The organism is Mesorhizobium sp. B2-8-3 (assembly GCF_006440815.1).
Lineage (GTDB): Bacteria > Pseudomonadota > Alphaproteobacteria > Rhizobiales > Rhizobiaceae > Mesorhizobium.
The window spans coordinates 80,731-98,961 of sequence record NZ_VFTW01000023.1; the positions used below are offsets into that span (position 1 = coordinate 80,731).

The 18,231-nt window shown below is 62.6% G+C and carries 24 protein-coding genes and 3 tRNA genes; 12 read left to right on the forward strand and 15 right to left on the reverse strand.

All coding sequences use genetic code 11. From position 1 onward, the window contains the following. Positions 1-2 precede the first annotated feature (2 nt). From FJ418_RS25675 to FJ418_RS25695, 5 genes are read right to left on the reverse strand one after another with little or no spacing between them, the layout of a single operon-like run. Positions 3-758: an MBL fold metallo-hydrolase gene (locus FJ418_RS25675; RefSeq protein WP_140870425.1), complete on the reverse strand. Its 756-nt coding sequence runs from the start codon at positions 756-758 to the stop codon at positions 3-5. 3 nt (positions 759-761) lie between these two features. Further along, positions 762-1,826 (reverse strand): ABC transporter ATP-binding protein, encoded by a 1,065-nt coding sequence (locus tag FJ418_RS25680; RefSeq protein WP_140870428.1) that lies wholly within the window; start codon positions 1,824-1,826, stop codon positions 762-764. After that, the gene (locus tag FJ418_RS25685) at positions 1,823-2,605 is read right to left on the reverse strand and encodes an ABC transporter permease (protein WP_140870431.1); all 783 of its coding nucleotides are present in this window, start codon (positions 2,603-2,605) and stop codon (positions 1,823-1,825) included. Before FJ418_RS25685 ends, FJ418_RS25680 begins: the two co-directional genes overlap by 4 nt. 2 nt (positions 2,606-2,607) lie before the next feature. After that, a complete protein-coding gene (locus FJ418_RS25690; protein WP_140870434.1) occupies positions 2,608-3,453 on the reverse strand; it encodes an ABC transporter permease in 846 nt (281 codons plus the stop codon). Positions 3,454-3,461: 8 nt separating this feature from the next. Then, a complete protein-coding gene (locus FJ418_RS25695) occupies positions 3,462-4,544 on the reverse strand; it encodes a spermidine/putrescine ABC transporter substrate-binding protein (RefSeq protein ID WP_140870437.1) in 1,083 nt (360 codons plus the stop codon). Positions 4,545-4,637: 93 nt separating this feature from the next. On the opposite strand from FJ418_RS25695, the gene FJ418_RS25700 reads away from it, so the two are divergent. Then, positions 4,638-5,252, forward strand: coding sequence for a TetR/AcrR family transcriptional regulator (locus FJ418_RS25700; RefSeq protein ID WP_140859519.1), 615 nt, complete (start codon positions 4,638-4,640; stop codon positions 5,250-5,252). 276 nt (positions 5,253-5,528) lie between these two features. On the opposite strand, the gene FJ418_RS25710 is transcribed toward FJ418_RS25700, so the two are convergent. From FJ418_RS25710 to FJ418_RS25725, 4 genes are all read right to left on the reverse strand, one after another. Then, positions 5,529-5,756: a hypothetical protein gene (locus tag FJ418_RS25710; protein WP_140870440.1), complete on the reverse strand. Its 228-nt coding sequence runs from the start codon at positions 5,754-5,756 to the stop codon at positions 5,529-5,531. 8 nt (positions 5,757-5,764) lie between these two features. Continuing rightward, the gene (locus tag FJ418_RS25715) at positions 5,765-6,010 is read right to left on the reverse strand and encodes a hypothetical protein (protein WP_140657593.1); all 246 of its coding nucleotides are present in this window, start codon (positions 6,008-6,010) and stop codon (positions 5,765-5,767) included. Positions 6,011-6,093: 83 nt separating this feature from the next. Next, a complete protein-coding gene (locus FJ418_RS25720) occupies positions 6,094-6,795 on the reverse strand; it encodes a Crp/Fnr family transcriptional regulator (protein WP_140646964.1) in 702 nt (233 codons plus the stop codon). A 332-nt stretch (positions 6,796-7,127) separates the two neighbouring features. Continuing rightward, positions 7,128-7,203 (reverse strand) — tRNA-Thr (locus FJ418_RS25725). A 150-nt stretch (positions 7,204-7,353) separates the two neighbouring features. Here FJ418_RS25725 and FJ418_RS25730 point away from each other — a divergent pair. The 3 genes from FJ418_RS25730 to FJ418_RS25740 all read left to right on the forward strand — a co-directional run bounded on the left by FJ418_RS25730 (position 7,354) and on the right by FJ418_RS25740 (position 8,412). After that, on the forward strand, positions 7,354-7,521 hold the full coding sequence (locus FJ418_RS25730; RefSeq protein ID WP_095767587.1) for a hypothetical protein: 168 nt from the start codon (positions 7,354-7,356) through the stop codon (positions 7,519-7,521). 175 nt (positions 7,522-7,696) lie between these two features. After that, positions 7,697-7,903: a hypothetical protein gene (locus tag FJ418_RS25735; protein ID WP_140870443.1), complete on the forward strand. Its 207-nt coding sequence runs from the start codon at positions 7,697-7,699 to the stop codon at positions 7,901-7,903. Positions 7,904-8,103: 200 nt separating this feature from the next. Further along, positions 8,104-8,412: a BA14K family protein gene (locus tag FJ418_RS25740; protein ID WP_140646966.1), complete on the forward strand. Its 309-nt coding sequence runs from the start codon at positions 8,104-8,106 to the stop codon at positions 8,410-8,412. A gap of 101 nt (positions 8,413-8,513) precedes the next feature. Here the strand turns inward: FJ418_RS25740 and FJ418_RS25745 are convergent, their stop codons facing one another. From FJ418_RS25745 to bhcR, 3 genes are all read right to left on the reverse strand, one after another. After that, positions 8,514-8,885 carry a hypothetical protein gene (locus tag FJ418_RS25745; RefSeq protein ID WP_246683214.1) on the reverse strand — a complete coding sequence of 124 codons (372 nt, stop codon included), beginning with the start codon at positions 8,883-8,885 and terminating at the stop codon, positions 8,514-8,516. Between the two features lie 289 nt (positions 8,886-9,174). Further along, complete coding sequence (locus tag FJ418_RS32445; protein WP_246683215.1) at positions 9,175-9,324, reverse strand: hypothetical protein; 150 nt, start codon at positions 9,322-9,324, stop codon at positions 9,175-9,177. Positions 9,325-9,444: 120 nt separating this feature from the next. Beyond that, a complete protein-coding gene (bhcR, locus tag FJ418_RS25755; RefSeq protein WP_140646968.1) occupies positions 9,445-10,266 on the reverse strand; it encodes an HTH-type transcriptional regulator BhcR in 822 nt (273 codons plus the stop codon). Here bhcR and FJ418_RS32080 point away from each other — a divergent pair. The 4 genes from FJ418_RS32080 (at position 10,265) to FJ418_RS25770 (ending at position 14,099) form a co-directional block, all read left to right on the forward strand. Next, on the forward strand, positions 10,265-10,405 hold the full coding sequence (locus FJ418_RS32080) for a hypothetical protein (protein WP_181167088.1): 141 nt from the start codon (positions 10,265-10,267) through the stop codon (positions 10,403-10,405). The two genes, bhcR and FJ418_RS32080, sit on opposite strands and share 2 nt — an antisense overlap. Positions 10,406-10,468: 63 nt before the next feature. After that, on the forward strand, positions 10,469-12,250 hold the full coding sequence (gene gcl, locus FJ418_RS25760; protein ID WP_140870449.1) for a glyoxylate carboligase: 1,782 nt from the start codon (positions 10,469-10,471) through the stop codon (positions 12,248-12,250). A 26-nt stretch (positions 12,251-12,276) separates the two neighbouring features. Beyond that, positions 12,277-13,074, forward strand: a complete 798-nt coding sequence (otnI, locus tag FJ418_RS25765; protein WP_140870452.1) for a 2-oxo-tetronate isomerase — start codon at positions 12,277-12,279, stop codon at positions 13,072-13,074. Continuing rightward, positions 13,032-14,099 (forward strand): 2-hydroxy-3-oxopropionate reductase, encoded by a 1,068-nt coding sequence (locus FJ418_RS25770; protein WP_281407585.1) that lies wholly within the window; start codon positions 13,032-13,034, stop codon positions 14,097-14,099. Before otnI ends, FJ418_RS25770 begins: the two co-directional genes overlap by 43 nt. 117 nt (positions 14,100-14,216) lie before the next feature. On the opposite strand, the gene FJ418_RS25775 is transcribed toward FJ418_RS25770, so the two are convergent. After that, entirely contained in the window at positions 14,217-15,074 is an 858-nt protein-coding gene (locus FJ418_RS25775) for an RNA methyltransferase (RefSeq protein ID WP_140870458.1), read from the reverse strand. A gap of 199 nt (positions 15,075-15,273) precedes the next feature. On the opposite strand from FJ418_RS25775, the gene FJ418_RS25780 reads away from it, so the two are divergent. Together FJ418_RS25780 and FJ418_RS25785 are read left to right on the forward strand one after the other, a co-directional pair. Beyond that, a tRNA-Tyr gene (locus FJ418_RS25780) sits at positions 15,274-15,358 on the forward strand. A gap of 87 nt (positions 15,359-15,445) precedes the next feature. Continuing rightward, a tRNA-Gly gene (locus FJ418_RS25785) sits at positions 15,446-15,519 on the forward strand. A 72-nt stretch (positions 15,520-15,591) separates the two neighbouring features. Here the strand turns inward: FJ418_RS25785 and FJ418_RS25790 are convergent. Continuing rightward, complete coding sequence (locus tag FJ418_RS25790) at positions 15,592-16,047, reverse strand: YidB family protein (RefSeq protein WP_140646973.1); 456 nt, start codon at positions 16,045-16,047, stop codon at positions 15,592-15,594. A 130-nt stretch (positions 16,048-16,177) separates the two neighbouring features. On the opposite strand from FJ418_RS25790, the gene FJ418_RS25795 reads away from it, so the two are divergent. Then, positions 16,178-16,435 carry a GlsB/YeaQ/YmgE family stress response membrane protein gene (locus tag FJ418_RS25795; protein ID WP_027170387.1) on the forward strand — a complete coding sequence of 86 codons (258 nt, stop codon included), beginning with the start codon at positions 16,178-16,180 and terminating at the stop codon, positions 16,433-16,435. 75 nt (positions 16,436-16,510) lie between these two features. Here FJ418_RS25795 and FJ418_RS25800 read toward each other — a convergent pair whose 3' ends face one another. Further along, positions 16,511-17,398 (reverse strand): DMT family transporter, encoded by an 888-nt coding sequence (locus tag FJ418_RS25800; RefSeq protein WP_140870461.1) that lies wholly within the window; start codon positions 17,396-17,398, stop codon positions 16,511-16,513. Positions 17,399-17,626: 228 nt separating this feature from the next. On the opposite strand from FJ418_RS25800, the gene FJ418_RS25805 reads away from it, so the two are divergent. Further along, positions 17,627-18,231, forward strand: a 605-nt coding sequence (locus FJ418_RS25805) for a GTP-binding protein (protein WP_140870464.1), incomplete at its 3' end; no start/stop codon positions are given.

Genomic DNA, 18,231 nt, shown 5'->3' on the forward strand with positions numbered 1-18,231 from the left:
CTTCACCTCCGCAGGTGGCAGCCGGCCTTGCGCTTGCCCGCAACATACTCGTCGATGAGCTGCCGGTAGCGCACCTTGCCGAAACTCGGAAAATGGCCGCCATGCACGACCGAGACGTCGAGGTCGCGGATGGCAAGCAGCGTCCCGACATAATCCTGAATATCGGAGTGATAGACGTCGTCGATCAGCGGCCCGTCATAGACGATGTCGCCCGACAGCAGGATGCCGGTCCTTTTCTCGTAAAGCGCGATGCCGCCGGGCGAATGTCCAGGCGTGTGGATGACCTCGAAGGCGCGGTCACCGAGATCGACGACGTCGCCGTGCTCGAGCAGCCGGCCCGCCGGTGCCGGCAGGATCAGGTAGCGCGCGGTGTCCCAGCCTTCCGGCGCGCCGTCGAACATCTCCTCATTGGCGTAACGGTCGGCGACCGTCCATTCATTGCGCGGATCGGCAAGGATTTGGGCTTCGGCCGAATGCACGCAGCGATCGGGGAATTCGTGATGGCAGCCGATGTGGTCGAAATGCGTGTGGCTGGCGACGCAGGTCAGCTTGCGCTCGCTCACCAGCGGAACATGGCTCCGTAGGCTGAAATGGCCGAGGCCGGTATCGAACAGCAGGTCGCGGTCGCGCCCGCGCACATGCCAGATGTTGCAGCGGAAGAACGGCTTTATCCACGGCTCATGGATGAGCGTGACGCCGTCGCCCATGCGGATGGTTTCGTACCAGTCCGGAGCCTCGATGACCGGAAGCATACCCATGGATCAGTCCGCCAGCAGGATGATGTCTTGAGCGTTGCATGAAACCGGGATCGTGTCGCCTGTCTGAACGGTGGCGGAAGCGGGAGCCTTGGCGATGAACTGCAATGCCGGATCCAGCATCGAGGTGGCCAGCACGCGCTTGAAGCTGCCCTGGAAGACGACATCGCCGACCTTGGCCGTGCCCAGCGCGACATCGCTTTTTACTTCGCCGAGAACCAGGTGCTCGGGCCGAATGGCGAGCGCGACCGGGGCGCCGGCAGACGACGCGCCGGGCAGTGAAATCGGCCCCACCGCCGTCGAGGCCCTGACGATCCCGTTCCTCGCCTCGGTGACTGTGCCGGCAAGGATCGTGCTCTCGCCCATGAAGGTAGCGGAAAAACGCGTCGCCGGCCGCGCATAGACCCGCTCGGGCGGGCCTTCGTCCTCGATGCGTCCGTCATTCATCACCACGCAATGGTCGGCCAGCGCCATCGCTTCTTCCTGGTCGTGGGTGACATGGATGAAGGCGGTGCCGACGCGCTTCTGGATCGCCTTCAACTCGTCCTGCATCTGCCGGCGCAGCTTCAGGTCCAGCGCGCCGAGCGGCTCGTCGAGTAGAAGCACCGCAGGCTCGATGACCAGCGCGCGGGCGAGGGCCACGCGCTGGCGCTGGCCACCGGAAAGCTGATGCGGCTTCTTGTCGAAGGCGGCCGCCAGCCCGACAAGCGCAAGTGCCTCGCGCGCCTTCGCCGCTCGGGTCGCGCCGTCGACGCCTTGCATGCGCAGCCCGAAGCCGACATTGCCGCCGACGCTCATATGCGGAAACAGCGCATAGTCCTGGAACACGGTGGTCGTCGGGCGTTTGGCCGGCGGCACCGCGGTGCAATCCTGGCCACGAATGAAGACCTTGCCCTCGCTTGGATTGACGAAGCCGCCGAGGATCGAAAGCAGCGTCGTCTTGCCGGAACCGGACGGGCCGAGCAGGATCGTATAGCTGCCGGGCTCGATCGCCAGCGAGACGTTCTTCAGCACCGGGAGCTGGCCGAAGCGGTGCGAGACGTTGCGAATGTCGACCAAGGGCGCGCTCATGCCGGCTTTCTCCGCAACAGCGTCAGTTCGAAAAACACCACCAGGACGATGGAGACGGCAAAGACCAGCGAGCCGACGGCATTGGTCTTGGGATTGAGGCCGGAGCGCAGGAGGTTCCAGATTTCCACGGGCAGCGTCGTCTCGAAACGGGTGAGCAGGAAGGAGATGACGAACTCGTCCCAGGAGAAGGTCATCGACAGGAAGAAGCCTGCGAAGATTGCCGGCGCCATGACCGGCACGGTGATCATGAGCAGCACCTTCCACTCGGCGGCGCCGAGGTCGCGCGTGGCGCGCTCGATGTTGATCTGGTGATCGCCCATCTGGCTGTAGATGATGGCGAAGCAGAGCGGCAGGTTGATCACGACATGGCCGATGCCGGCCGCAAGCAGCGATTTCGGCACGCCGGCCCAGTTGAACAGCACCAGCAGGCCCATGCCGATGATAAGGTAGCTGACGGTGAGCGGCAGCGTGATCAACCCGCGCAGGATGGCCGAGCCCGGCAGCGTGAAACGGGCAAAGCCCCAGGCTGAGAGGAAGCCGAGCGTGACCGAAGCGAGCGAGGAGAGCACCGCCACCAGCAGCGAATTGAGGAGCGCCGAGGTAAGCCGCGCGTCGGAGAGCACCGCCTGATACCAGCGCAGCGACGGGCCGGTGAAGGGCGGGATCGGGAAGGAGGTCGCCTGCAGCGAGAACAGCACCAGCACGACCACCGGCAGGAAGATGAAGCCGTAGATGGCGATGGCGTAGACCCAGGCGGCGAGGCGAACGGCGGCGCGCATGGTCAGGCCCGCTCGATCTTCAGCCAGCGCGCGCAGGCGAGATAGGCGATGGTGACGACGGCCATCAGGATGATCGACAGCGCGGAGGCCAGCGGGAAATCGCCGCGGCGGCCGATCTGCATCATGACGAGCTGCGGCATGACCAGCTCGTTGTTGCCGCCGAGGATCTGCGGCGTGATGTAGTCTCCGATGCAAAGCACGAAGGTGAGAAAGGCGCCGACCATGATGCCGGGCAAGGTGAGCGGCAGCACGACATGCAGGAAGGTGCGCACCGGCCCCGCGCCGAGGTCGGCGGCAGCCTTGCGGTAGCTTGGGCTGAGCTGCTTCAGATTGGCGAAGATCGTCAGCGTCAACAGCATGACGAAAAAATGCACGAAGCCGGTGACGGTGGCGAAGCGCGTGTTGGCGAGCTGCAGCGGTTCGCCGATCAAGCCGATGCCGGTCAGCGCCCGGTTGATGACGCCGTTCTGCGCCAGCACCAGCAGCCAGGAATAGGAGCGCACGACATAGGAGGTCCAGAATGGCAGCACGGCCAGCATCAGCGCCAGCCGCTGCCACCGTTCCGGCACCATCTCGGCAAGGATCCAGGCAAAGGGATAGGCGAGCAGGATCGAGATCACGGTGACGATTGCCGTGACCTCCAGCGAGTTGACCATCGCCCGCCAGTAGGACGGGTCGGTGAAGAACTGGCTGTAATTGGCTAAAGCGAAGCCGCCGCCTTCATGCGCCGTGAGGCTGGAAAACCCCATGGCGATGAAGGGCAGCACGAAGAATGCACACGTCCATGCCAGCGCCGGCGTGACCAGCGCCCAGGGCAGGGCACGCGAATTGTTTCCCGCGGATGCCATCGGCCGATTTACTGCGCCTGCAGCATCTCGGTCCACATGTCCTGCATCTTCTTGTCGAGATCGGCGTTCGGCGCCGGATAGGCCTGGGCGCGGGCGAGGAAGCCGGGCTGCTCGTCGAAGCGCAGGATCTTCTTCTGATCGTCGCTCAGTGCCGCCTTCTTGTTGGACGGCATCCCCCAATAGCAGGAAGAGGTTGCAAGGCGCGCCTGGCCTTCCGGGCTCATGATGTACTGGATGAATTTCAGCGCCATGTCCTTGTTCTTGGAATCCTTGAACATGGCGAGCGACTGCGACCACAGCACAGCGCCCTCTTTCGGGATAGAGAAGTCGAGCGCCGGGTTCTCCTTGGCAAGGCCGGCCGTCACCCATTCGCCGCCGCCGACCAGGATGTCGACCTCGCCGGTTGCAAGGGCGGTCTGGCTGGCGGTGACTTCGCCGACGAGCTTGGCATTGGCCTTCATCTTAAGAAGCTCGGCCTTGAGCGCCGGCAGGTCGGCTTCGGTGAGGTCGGCGGTCTTCTTGCCGATGGCTAAAGCGGCCATGCCGATCACCGGCAGGTAATAGTCGTAGATCGCGACCTTGCCCTTGTATTTGTCGCTGGTGAGCGAGGCCAGCGACTGCATGTCGGCCGGATCGACCTTGGTCTTGTTGAAGCCGATCGTGTTGTAGCCGAACTTTTCGGTGATGCCGTAGCGCTTGCCGTCGACGACTGTGGACTTGTCCATCTTCACTTCCGGGAAGAGGTCGGCGAAGGGCAATTTGTCCTCAGGCAGCGGCTCGAACAGGCCCTTTTCGACACCGCGCGGCACGTCGATGCTATCGATCACCATCACGTCCCAGTCGCCAGGCTGCGACTGCTCGACGATTGCGAGACCTGCACCGGTGCCCTCGAACTCCTTGACGTTGACCTTGACGTTGTTGGCCTCCTCGAAGGGCTGCAGCAGCGCCGGATCGGAATGGTCGCACCAGATCAGCGCGTTGAGGTCGGCGGCCTGGGCGCCGCCGGCCGCGAGCAGCAATGCGGCTGTCGCGCAGGCGGCTGAAAGATGAGATTTCAGAATGGAAAGCGGATTCCGGGCATTGACGGTCATCGAGTGTTCTCCCTGCCTTTGCTGGCTTGTTGGAAGAAAAGTTGAACCAATTCTAAAATTGAGTCAATTATGATTTGTAGCAGAGAGGCTGGTATGAGCGGATTGCGCGAACGGCAGAAGGCGGACCGGCACCGCCGCATCATCGATGCGGCGACGGCGCTTTTCCGCGAGGCCGGCTATGAAGGCGCCAAGATCGAAGCGATCGCCGCACAGGCTGAAGTCTCGATCGGCACCATCTACAACTACTACCAGAACAAGGGCGACATCCTCGGCGCCATCGTGTCGATGGAAGTCAACGAGGTGCTGAATGCCGGGCGAGGGGTGGTCGCCAGCCCCCCGGCCAATGTCGGCGACGCGCTGGACACGCTGATCGGCATCTATATCGAGCACTCGCTGAATTATCTGAGCAAGGAGATGTGGCGTCAGGCGATGGCGATCTCGACCCAATTGCCCGACAGCCCCTTCGGCCAGGCCTACACGGCGCTCGACCGCGCGCTAACCGAGCAGATAAGCGCCCTGATGGCGCGGCTGCAGGAGATCGGCCTAGTGCGGCCGGACATCGACGGGCCGGCGGTGGGAGAGCTGATCTTCAACAACATGAACATGATGTTCATCGAGTTCGTCAAGCGCGACGAAGCGAGGATACCGGAGCTGCGCGCGGCGGTGCGAAGGCAGAACCGGATTTTGGTGTCGGCGATTGGGATGTGAGCCCTCAGGAAAGGTCCCAGCATGCAAGGTTCGCTTGATGAGCGGGCGCTAATCGAGTTTCAGGATGCGCCCCTTGTCGAGACGGAATATTCCGTCATTGCCCCCCTGGGACTCAAAATCGGTCTGCAAATCGTCCCATGTGCCGAGATATTGCCCGCAATCAGCGCACCTGATTGGCGTTGAAGGCTGGGCGTCGGCCGGGATCTGGAGGCGGATCGTCCCGCAAAAGGGGCACTCCAAAAGGTGATCCAGATATGCCCCTGCCATTGTCTTCATTCAGGGAACCTCGGCGTCGAATTCAACCGCAAATCCTGCGTCGATCGCGGCTCGTGCGATGTGATCGCCAAGTTGCCAATCCGTCAGCTCGCAGAGTGGGAACATCTCTCTCACGGCATGGACAGAGTCGGCGATCGAAATGCTCGTGTCGTCGACCTTATCGATCAGGTAACGGACAATCGCCTGCCGAACGTCCGACGAAATGGCTGTCTGGGCGACCGTGAGCATCTCCGACCCTACGAATGGAGCCGCATTTCCTCGCCCTCGGCCATCGTTGCGTCGAAGGCCACGGGAATGCCGTGAACGATGCAGGCCGCCGCCAACATACCCTCCAACTCGTGGTCGCTGGTTCTGCAGGCAGGCATAAGTGTCCGGATGGCGCGGATTGCCTGTGAGATGGAAAGGAACCGGGCTCGACCCCTGGAAAGGACATAGGCCTCGGTCGCCTTTTCAACCGTGACGCTGTGAAAAGCGTTGGTCATTGCGAGTTCCTCCCTGAGCCCAAACCAACGTGATTTACGCCCTATTTTCAGCGGCCATCAAGCATATGTACGCTTCCGGACAATCAGCCGGAGACAACGTCGAAATGGCGTTGCTCTTCCTCGCCATAGGCACCGTGCGTGAGCTTAATCAGTCCGCTGCGATCGACGATCGTGATCTCGCCGCGTCTGGCTTGGACCAGCCCCCTATATTCAAGCATTTGCAGGGCCGTTGTGACCCCTGGGCGCCGGGCGCCAAGCATGGTCGCCAGAAATTCGTGCGTCAGGTAAATCTTGCTTCCTGAAGAGCGATCGTGGACCATGAGCAGCCACCGAGCCAGTCGCTCCTCGATCTTCGAGTGGCCGTTGACCAGCGCGGTCCGGGAGGCCTGGATGAGGAAGGCGTTGGCATAGCGAAGCAACGATCGGCCAAGGGTCGGGCTTTTTGCGAGGGCCGCGCGAAGATTTTCAACCGGCAGGCACCAGCCCTGGCCAGCGATCTGAATATAGGTCTCGTTGGGAGAGCTCTCCTGGCCGAGAATGACCGTAACACCCGTCATACCATCGTGGCCGATGATGCCGACTTCGCTTTGGCGCCCCCTAGTCATGGTAGCGACTACCGAAGCGATCCCCGTCTCGGGAAAATACACCTGCTCTATCGGCTGATAGGCGACCTCTAGCTGTTCTCTGATGCCCAGTTCGACGTGATGCATCGACGGCTGCAAGAGGGCGAAATCGTCACGGGCGAGGGATTTCAGTACGTGGTTGCGAAAAATGGATTGAGGCATGGCTCTTCTCCCGTTGCGGGCAAGAGCACTTTCCTCTCACTGTCGGCTGCATCCGTACGTGCCTGGCGGCCGATATCGAAAGCATAGGCTTCGGACGGCCGATTAGCAACGACGCTCGCTTGCATGCCAAACTTTGCATGCCGGATTTCGCATCGTTTCGCTTGATGATTTGCGCGAGTGTCACAAGCCTTGGCTAGGGCGGCACGTTACCCCTGCGTATACCCCTTAACCCCCGGCGTTGAAAAAGATAGCGGCTTTGCAAAGTGTTAGGCGATTGAACGAGCCCGCCACCTCAAGTGCCGCGTTTAGATTTGCGGGGAAGACTGACTTTCTGGTGCCCCCGGCAGGGATCGAACCCGCGACCTTCGGTTTACAAAACCGCTGCTCTACCAGCTGAGCTACAAGGGCATGGCGCTCCGGTAGCATATTTCGTGCGCCAGTAAAGACAAAACTCCGTTTCGGCCTGCTAATGGGCCCGGCGCTAAGCCGGCATGCTGAAAAACGTCGCGCCGCTTCCTACATCTTGCTCAGGTGCAATCGCATCGAACGGGGTGCCGCATGATCAGATTCGTCATCATCCTGCCGCTCATCGTCGTGACCTGGCTTCTGCTGGTGAAGGTCGTCAGCGATCTGAAGAAGGCCAATATCGACTGGACCGGCGTCGCCACCTTCGTCGGCTTTATCGTGCTGGCCTTCTGGCTGAGGCATGTCACGGGGATGGGATAGAGTGAGTAGTCAGTAGTCGATAGTGAGTAGTGAGTATTTGTCGCCAGCCCTGCAGGCTCCTACCGACTACCGACTACTGACTACTCACTCGATCCTTCGAACCTTTTGCCGCTTCGCCACGACTGATCTCCCGAGAGGCGAATGGTCGCCTCGATCAAGGATCCAGGAGATCATCATGTTGAAGCGTACCCTTACGTCCGGCCTCGTCGCTGTTTTCGTTGCCACCGGCGCGCTCGCCGCCACGGTCGAAGCGTCCTCGGCCCATGGCAATCATCATCATCACCACCATAACCATCATCACCACAATCATCACGGCAAGCCCTGGTGGTGGTGGCACCACAATCATCACCACCACCACGGCAAGGTGATCATCTTCCTTTGACGAGAAGACCATTTGTCTTCGAAGGGCGGCCTCGGGCCGCCCTTTTTTTCATTTCGGGCGATCGCAGTCGGAGGCGGAGAAAGGCCGCAAAAATCGTCGGCGAAAAAATCTCGAAAATCTTCGAACCTTTTTTCGGCTTGCTGCGACCCATGATCAAGAGGCGGATGGTTCGCCTCTCCACCGAAACCCAGGAGATCGTCATGTTCAAGCGCACCATCGTTTCCGGCCTCATCGCCACCACCGTCGCCGCCGGCTCGCTCGTCGGCACCGTCCAGCCTTCGGCCGCCCACGACCATCATCACCGCCGCGAGCTCGGCATCGGCATCGCCGCCGGCGTCGGCGGTTTCGTGCTCGGCAGCCTGCTCGCCCAGCAGCCCCGTACGGTCTATGTCGAAGATGACGGCTACGACTCGATCCACGTCCGCCGCTGCTACGCCCGCTACGCCAGCTACGACGAGCGCTCCGACACCTATATGAGCTACGACGGCCCGCGTTATTGCAGGCTCTAAGGGGAGCCAAATCAACGACAGCAAAAGGGGCTGCGCGCAGCCCCTTTTCTTGCGTTCGAGCGCTATGCGTCCGCCCGATTGGTTTGAGGCGGACAGCGTTCTTAGGAATTGGGTTTCAGCTCGGGCAACGCCAATCCCGCCATGCGGCAGGCGCCGCTGACTGAAGCGTCGTTTATCGCGACGAGTTCAAAGCTGTTTCCGGCATCGGGATAAATCTTGCCGATGAACGGTTCGCTGCCGCCGGGAGAGCCCTTGTCGTCGACATAGCCGCACACCACGGTCTCGTCGCGGCCGTTCAGCGTGCGCTCTCCGGCAAGCATCGTTCCGAACTTTGCGGCGAGAGGGCTTTTCAGGTGCTGGCGGACGCCGGCGGTGATGATCTCCTCCAAGGCCAGTGAAATTGGAATAGGATCGACCTGTGGGTTGCTGCTGGGGCTGCCGACGGGTGCTGTCGGCGGCGGTGTCGTCGCCACGCATCCGCAAAGCGAGGCGGCGGATAGGAGATAAGCTGTTTTCCGCATCCATGCCCTTTCGCATGCATTCAAACGCCGCGGCAAGACAGCCCTGCGTCCGGCCCGGCAGTGGCCGGCCGGCTCTTGCGCAGCAACCACCGATGTACAGCGATTTTGCAAGCGTCTAGTCTGGCTTTGACGCCAATCGAGGGGAGGGTGGCTTGGACAATCAGGATCCCAAGGAAGAACGGGTTGAACCGGTTTTCCGCAACGGCACCATCACCATCGTCGGCATCTGCTGGCGTTCTCGCTAGGCTTCATCACCCATTGGGCGGCCAACCCGATCCCATGGCAGACCTACCATCTGATTGCCGTCCTGCCGATCCTGGTCGGCATTGCGCTGCAGATCCGGGCGCTGGCCATTCTGCTCGATATCAAATCCCTGCAGCGAAGCATTCATGACCGCGCCAGTCGCATATTCATCGCCGGCCTCATCTTGGCGGCCTGTGGCGTCGGCCTGGCCATCCTGCTCGATTTCTTCGACATATCGGCCAAGAGCGCTTTGCCGGGCGCTTCCTAGTCAGAACGCTTTGCCGCCGCCGATCATCTTCGTCACTTCGACTGCGGCGTCGCGCACCAGCGGACCGATCTCGGCCAGTCGCTCGGGCGTCACCCGCACCGTTGGCCCGGACACCGAAACGCCGCCGATCGGCTCGCCATATTCGTTGAAGATGGCGGCGGCCACGCAGCGCATGCCGGGATGGCGTTCCTCGTCGTCGACCGACCAGCCGCGGCGCTTGATGGTCGCGAGGTCGTGGGCCAGCGCCGAGATGTCGGACAGCGTCTTGTCGGTATAGCGCTGCAGGCCCGCCTTGCGCAGGATGGCCGCGACCCGTTCCGGCTCGAGATGCGCCAGCACCGCCTTGCCGATTCCGGAAGCATGGAAGGGGCTGCGTGTGCCCGGCCGGAAGAAGGCGCGGATCGCCTGGTGCGTCTCGACCTGGCTGACGAAGACGACGCAATCGTCCTCGGCGACGCCGAGATTGGCGGTCTCGCCGGTCTTTTCCATGAGTTCCTGCATGACGATGCGGGCGCGGTCGACGAGCTTGCGCCGGCGCAGGAAGGCCGCGCCCATGCGGTAGGTCTCAACGCCGACCGACCAGAGCTGGTCGGTCGTATCGAACTCGACCATGCCGTGGTTTTCCAGCGTCGTCAGCATGCGATAGGCGGTGGAGGCGGCAATGCCGCTTTGCGCCGCGATTTCGCTGAGCGACAGCCCGCTGGCCTCGGCGACGATCGCGAGGATCCGCAGCGCCCGGTCGAGCGACTGCACCGACGCCGCTTCGGACGGGCCGTTGAAGGCGCGCGGCCGGCCGCGCTGGCGTTTTTCCGTCGTTTCCATGCCCGGCATTCTCGCCGATTTGACGCCGGACGCAATGAAAAAGTTTTTCAGTGATCGTCGCGGTGAATTTCTGGAAAACGAAAAACAAAATAAAATCAAGCAACAAGAGGGGTTTTCTAGAAATGAAAAAATATTCTGAAAAAATTGAAAAATCAAAGGCGCAATGGCATTGTCAAGCCAACCAACGAAATGGAGGCTTGTCATGGCCAGGATGCGTGCTGTCGACGCAGCGGTTCTCGTTCTCGAAAAGGAAGGCATCACCAATGCCTTCGGCGTGCCCGGCGCGGCGATCAACCCGCTCTACTCGGCACTGAAGGCGCGCGGTACCATACGCCACATGCTCGCCCGCCATGTCGAGGGCGCTTCGCATATGGCCGAAGGCTATACGCGCGCCAAGGCCGGCAATATCGGGCTGTGCATCGGCACCTCCGGTCCGGCCGGCACCGACATGATCACCGGTCTCTATTCGGCCTCGGCGGATTCGATCCCGATCCTCTGCATCACCGGCCAGGCTCCGCGCGCCCGTCTCAACAAGGAGGATTTCCAGGCTGTCGACATCGCTTCGATCGCCGCACCCGTCGCCAAATGGGCGGTCACCGTCATGGAGCCCTATCTGGTGCCGATGGCGCTGCAGAAGGCGTTCCATCTGATGCGCTCGTCGCGGCCGGGTCCGGTGCTGGTCGACCTGCCGGTCGACGTGCAGCTTGCCGAAATCGAATTCGACATCGACGCCTATGAGCCGCTCGCTCCGTTCAAGCCGGCGATGACGCGCGCCCAGGCCGAAAAGGCGCTTTCGATGCTCAACGAAGCGGAAAAGCCGCTGATCGTCGCTGGCGGCGGCATCATCAACGCCGACGCTTCCGATCTTTTGATCGAGTTCGCCGAAGTCACCGGCGTGCCGGTCATCCCGACGTTGATGGGCTGGGGCGCGATCCCCGACGACCATCGGCTGATGGCCGGCATGTGCGGCCTGCAGACCTCGCACCGCTACGGCAACGCGACGATGCTGGCATCCGACTTCGTCTTCGGCATCGGCAACCGCTGGGCCAACCGCCACACCGGCTCGGTCGATGTGTACACGAAGGGGAAAAAATTCATCCATGTCGACATCGAACCCACCCAGATCGGCCGCGTCTTCGCGCCGGATCTCGGCCTCGTCTCGGATGCGGGCGCCGCGCTGAAGATCCTGCTCGACGTCGCCACCGAATGGCGCACCGCCGGCAAGCTGCGCGACTGGTCGGGCTGGGCGAAGGAGTGCCAGCAGCGCAAGAAGACGATGAAGCGCAAGACGCATTTCGAGCAGGTGCCGCTGAAGCCGCAGCGCGTCTATGAGGAAATGAACAAGGCGTTCGCCCGCGACACCACTTATGTCACCACGATCGGCCTGTCGCAGATCGCCGGCGCGCAGTTCCTGCACGTCTACAAGCCGCGTAACTGGATCAATTGCGGCCAGGCCGGCCCGCTCGGCTGGACGCTGCCGGCGGCGCTTGGCGTGCGCGCCGCCGATCCGGACCGCGACATCGTCGCGCTCTCCGGCGATTACGACTTCCAGTTCATGATCGAGGAATTGGCCGTCGGCGCGCAGCACAAGCTGCCCTACATCCATGTCGTCGTGAACAACGCCTATCTCGGCCTGATCCGCCAGGCGCAGCGGGGTTTTTCGATGGATTACGAGGTGAGCCTCGCCTTCGAGAACGTCAACCGTGCAGGCGATCCGGAGGCGGGTTACGGCGTCGACCATGTCGCGGTCGCCGAGGCGATGGGCTGCAAGGCGGTCCGCGTGAAGAAGCCCGAGGAATTCGCCGGCGCCTTCAAGGAAGCGCAGCGGCTGATGAAGGAGCACCAGGTTCCGGTCGTCCTCGAATTCATCCTCGAGCGCGTCACCAACATTTCCATGGGCACGGAAATCGACAAGATCACCGAATTCGAGGAACTTGCCGAACGCAACGAGGATGCGCCGACGGCCATCATGATGTTGGATTGAGTTCAGGCGGGCGAAGGAGAAAAAGCATGCCGCGTTTTTCAGCCAATCTTTCGATGCTCTTCGGCGAGCATGAGTTCCTCGACCGTTTCGACGCCGCGGCCCGCGCCGGCTTCAAGGGCGTCGAATATATCGGCCCCTATGATCATGCGCCGGACGTCGTCGCGGCTCGCCTGAAGAAGAACGGCCTCAGCCAGGTTCTCTTCAACCTGCCGACCGGCGACTGGGCGAAGGGCGAGCGCGGCATTGCCGTGCTGCCGGACCGCGTGCCGGAATTCCGCCAGGGCGTCGCCAAGGCGATCAGCTACGCCCATGCGCTGGGCTGCGAGCAGATCAACTGCCTGGCCGGCATCGCGCCGCAGGGGGCTGACCGCACGGTGTTGGAGAATGTCTTTGCCGACAATCTCGCCTTCGCGGCCGAGAAGCTGGAGCAGGCCGGGATCAGGCTGCTGATCGAGCCGATCAACACCCGCGACATACCGGGCTTCTTCCTCAACTTCAGCGATCAGGCGCTGGCGCTGATCGACCGCATCGGCTCGAAGAATATCTATTTGCAATACGACATCTATCACATGCAGATCATGGAGGGGGATCTCGCCCGTACCATCGAGGCGAACCTCGGTCGCATTGCGCATATCCAGCTTGCGGACAATCCCGGCCGTCACGAGCCGGGGACGGGCGAGATCAATTATCCTTTCCTCTACGACCACATCGACCGCCTCGGCTATTCCGGCTGGATCGGCGCCGAGTACAAGCCGAAGGCCGGCACGGTATCCGGGCTCGGTTGGTTCCGCGAATTCGCCGGGCAGGGAAGCGCCGCGGCTTAAGAGCCGGCGATGAAACAGCTGATCTCCCCCCTCGTGGGGGAGATGGCCGGCAGGCCAGAGAGGGGCGCGAAGGAACGCGACCTCGACAAACACGACGGAGAACTTTCATGGAAACCATCGGTTTCATCGGTCTCGGCATCATGGGCGCGCCGATGGCGGGACATCTTCTCGACGCTGGCTACAGGGTCATTGCCAGCGATCACCGCTCCAAGCCGCCCGCCGATCTCTTGGCCAAGGGCCTGAAGACCGTTTCCGGCCACAATGCGGTGGCCAAGGCCGCCGACATCATCGTCACCATGGTGCCTGACACCCCGCAGGTCGCGGACGTGCTGTTCGGCGAGAACGGCGTCGCCTCCGGTCTGTCGAAGGGCAAGCTCGTCATCGATATGAGCTCGATCTCGCCGATCGCGACCAAGGAATTCGCGAAAAAGATCAACGAGCTCGGCTGCGATTACCTCGACGCGCCGGTATCTGGCGGCGAGGTCGGCGCCAAGGCGGCGTCGCTGACCATCATGGTCGGCGGCGAGGAAAAGTCATTCGAACGCGCCAGGCCGATCTTCGAGAGGATGGGCAAGAACATCACGCTGGTCGGCCCGAACGGTGTCGGCCAGACCACCAAGGTCGCCAACCAGATCGTCGTGGCGCTCACCATCGAAGCCGTCGGCGAGGCTCTTGTCTTCGCCTCCAAAGCCGGCGCCGATCCGGCCAAGGTCAGGCAGGCGCTGATGGGCGGGCTCGCCGCTTCGCGCATCCTCGAAGTGCATGGCGAGCGCATGATCAAGCGCACCTTCGCGCCCGGCTTCCGCATCGAACTGCACCAGAAGGACCTCAATCTGGCGCTGGAAGGCGCCAAGGCGCTGGGCGTGTCGCTGCCCAACACTTCAACGACACAGCAGCTGTTCAATTCCTGCGCCGCCAATGGCGGGTCCAGCGAAGATCACTCGGCGCTGGTCAGGGCGCTGGAGCGGATGGCGGCGCATGAGGTTGGCGCGGAAGCAACGCAAGCCAAGGGCAAGGCGGCTTAGGTCAGGAGCGGGCGGCTCAACGTTCCCACGCCGCCTGCTCTTTTCCTGTCAGAGAACGGGTTCCTGCGTCGTCGCTGGGACCCGTTTTCGCTTCGATGCCCAAGGACCGATCCGGGTTCAGCGCCTCAGGAATGCGTTCGCCGCGTAGAGGCTCACCGCCGCCGCGTTCGACACGTTGAGCGAGTGGATGGCGCCCGGCATGTCGAGGCGAGCGAGCGCGGCGACCGTCTCGCGGGTCTTCTGGCGCAGGCCCTTGCCTTCGGCGCCCAGCACCAACGCGATTTTCTCGCCGTCGAAGGTCTTCTCGAGCTCTGCCGGCCCCTCGGAATCGAGTCCGATGGTCTGGAAGCCGGCCTCGTGCAATTGACCCAGCGCATCGGCGAGGTTCTTAACCTCGATCTGGTCGATATGCTCCAGCGCGCCGGAGGCGGATTTGGCCAGCACGCCGGATTCCTGCGGGCTGTGGCGGGCGGTTGTGATCAGCGCGCCGGCGCCGAAGGCGACGGCGGAGCGCAGGATAGCGCCGACATTGTGCGGGTCCGTCACCTGGTCCAGCACCAGCACCAGCTTTGTGTCGCCGAGCGCGTCGAGGCGCTTGGCCTTGAGCGGCTCCGCCTCGATCAGCACGCCCTGGTGCACGGCGTCCGAACCGGTAATCTTGTCGATGTCCTTCGGTTCGACCAGCTCGGCCTTGAAGGGCAGGGCGGCAAGCTCGCCGATCGAAAGCCGTTCGGCTGCGTTGCGGGTCACCAGCATCTTCCTGATCCTGCGGCGCGGATTGTCGAGCGCGGCCCGCACCGTGTGCAGGCCGTAAAGCCGCACCAGTCCGTCGGCTGGCGCGTCGCCCGGCTGCATCGGCTGGCGCGGCCGGAATGCCGGCGGCCCGCCCGCTTTCTGGTCGCGGTGCGCGCGCCTCAGCTTGGCGTAGTGGGTGTCCTTGCGCGTGCCGGGCTTGTTGCTTTTATCGTCGCTCATGGCGGCTTCTATAGCCGTCCCGTCCGGCTAAGGATATGGGCTGAAGACATGAATGCCGGACATCCTCGAAAAACCCTCGCCGCGCCGGTTGACACCCACCGGCCTTGCCGCCATAAGGCGCTTCGCTGATTTCGGAGAAGATCTTACTCGGGCTTCGGATCGGCGAAAATGCCTCGTTGCATGGCTCCGGCGGCAGACTGGAGAGGTGCCCGAGTGGTTAAAGGGGACGGACTGTAAATCCGTTGGCTTAGCCTACGTTGGTTCGAATCCAACCCTCTCCACCACTGCCGGCCCGGAAGCCCTGAAACGAAAAGTCTCGGACCGAAAGTGCATGGCGCTTTTCGGGTGAATCCGGTACCTCAGTGCAGGGCGCGGGTATAGCTCAGTGGTAGAGCAGCAGCCTTCCAAGCTGAATATGCGGGTTCGATTCCCGCTACCCGCTCCAGATTTCCTCCTCGCATGTCCCAAAGAAAACGCCGCGCGCCGTGGCACGCAGCGTTCCATCTCATCCAGACGTTTAGCTGTTGAAGGCCGAGGCGACCTGATGGTTCTGCGGCACCTGGCCGTTCGGCGTCAGCTTGTCGACGATGCCGGGCAGCGCCGTTGAGAGCTGCTGCAGCAGTTCCTGCTCGTTCATACCGGTGCGCTGCGCGATTTCGCGGATCACCGCCGGGCCGAGCGCCGAGCCGAGATCGCCCGGGTTGATCGACTGGTTCTGGCCGGTGCCGACCCACGAGTCGGCGACGTTGCCATGGCCGGCATTCTTCAGCTTGTCGAGCAGGCCGCCGAGACCGCCGAGCAGGCCGCCATCGGCGGACGCGTCGGTTCCCGCGGGCGTCGGCGCCGGCGCTTGCGGCGTGGCCGCCTCTTCGCTTCTGCCGCTCAGCATCTTGCCGACCAAAAGCGCGCCGAGCGCGATCATCAGGGGTTTGGTGATATTGCCGCCCGGAACGGCGTTGTCGAAAAGGCCCATAGTGGATCTCCTTGTCCAGCCAAGTCCGCCCGGCCCCACAATGGCGCAAACGGACGGAATTTCAAGCTGTCTTGAGCTTTTGACAATCATATGACCATGATGGCGCGGCGGGGAAATTTGGAGGGAAATTATGGGCATTATCAGCTGGATCATTCTGGGCATCGTTGCCGGCTTCATCGGCAGCAAGATCGTCAACAAGACCGGTCAGGGCATGATCATGGATATCGTGCTCGGCATCGTCGGCGCCATTGTCGGCGGCGTTATCTTCAGCGCCTTCGGCGCGTCGGGCGTCACCGGCCTCAACATCTGGAGCCTGATCGTGGCTGTGATCGGCTCGGTCGTCGTGCTCTGGGCCTATCACCAGATTTCCGGCAAGCGCACGCTGTAGAGGCAAGCAAAGCCGCATTTGATCGGCTGCTGAAGGTCGACCCATTCCGGGTCGACCTTGGTTGGACTCGTGTCGTCAGGCGACCATCGCCAGCCGGCGTTTTCTTTCGTCGAGCGAGACGATGGCGAGGCCGCTGGCCATCACCAGCAGGATGCCGCAGACGGCGAGCGCGTTGGGAAACTGGCCGAACACCAGCAGTCCCGAAATAACCGCCCAGACAGTGAAGCAGTAATAGAAGGGCGCGACCGCGCTTGTCGGCCCGACCCGGTAGGCCATGAAGATGAAGAAATGGCCGAAGATCAGGAACAGGCCGGCGCCGGCGATCAGGAGCAGATGATGTCCTTCCGGCATCACCCATTGCTCGGAGACGAGATGCGCCGCGCCTGAGCCGACCAGCACCACCACGACAGCCGAGATGGCGACGATCATGCCCGGCACCTCGGCGCCCACCTTGCGCCCGGCAAGGTCGCGCACCGCCGCGAAGGCGGCGTTGCCGAGCGCGAGCAGCGCATAGACCGAAATGCCTTGCATGGTCGGCTGCGCCACCATGAGCGCTCCGACAAAGCCAAGGCCGATCAGCGCCATGCGCGTGGCGCCGATCTTTTCGCCGAACAGCATCGAGGAGCCGACCAGCACGATGAGCGGCGTGACCTGCCCGAGCGCGGTGGAATCCGCGATCTGCATGTTGGCCAAGGCGACGACATAGCAGAGGATCGCCAGAAGCTCGAACAGGTTGCGGCGCAGCACTTTGCGCTCGAAGAGCAGCGGGATCTGCCTTGCGTAGCCAAGCATCAGAAGCAGCGGCACGCCCCACAGCGTGGCGGCCGCGCCGCGCAGAAGGAGCACTTCATAGGGCGGCAGTCCGGCGGTCGCGAGCTTCATCATCGTGTCGTTGACGAGGTAGGACCCCGTCGAGACGGTCATGAACAGCGGACCGCGGATATTGGATGGAATGAACTGCATCCGGCGAACAAGATCAGAGCGGCGCGGCGGCGGCAATGGGCCAGCCCGGAGCCTTTGATTTTACGCGCGGCGCCCCTATATCCGCGCCATATCCCACTGAAATCGACCGTTGGTTCGGGTCGAGCGGGAATCCGCTCAGCCACAAGGCACTTGTGTTTTTCGGCCGTTGTCGCTAATCGCCCCGCATTCGACTGAACTGAAGGTCAAGGCCGTCCAAGGAAAGAGACTATGGCAAAAGGTAAATTCGAGCGCACCAAGCCGCATGTGAACATTGGCACGATCGGCCACGTCGATCATGGCAAGACGTCGCTGACGGCGGCGATCACGAAGTATTTTGGCGAATACAAGCGCTATGACCAGATCGACGCGGCGCCGGAAGAGAAGGCGCGCGGCATCACGATCTCGACGGCGCATGTCGAGTATGAGACGGCCAACCGTCACTACGCCCATGTCGACTGCCCCGGCCACGCCGACTATGTGAAGAACATGATCACCGGTGCGGCGCAGATGGACGGCGCGATCCTGGTCGTGTCGGCCGCCGACGGCCCGATGCCGCAGACCCGCGAGCACATCCTGCTTGCCCGCCAGGTCGGCGTTCCCTCGATCGTTGTGTTCCTGAACAAGGTCGACCAGGTCGACGACGCCGAGCTTCTGGAGCTGGTCGAGCTCGAGGTTCGCGAGCTTCTGTCGAAGAACGAGTTCCCCGGCGACGACATTCCGATCGTCAAGGGTTCGGCGCTGGCTGCGTTGGAAGACTCCAACAAGACCATCGGCGAGGACGCCATCCGCGAGCTGATGGCCCAGGTCGACGCCTACATCCCGACACCGGTTCG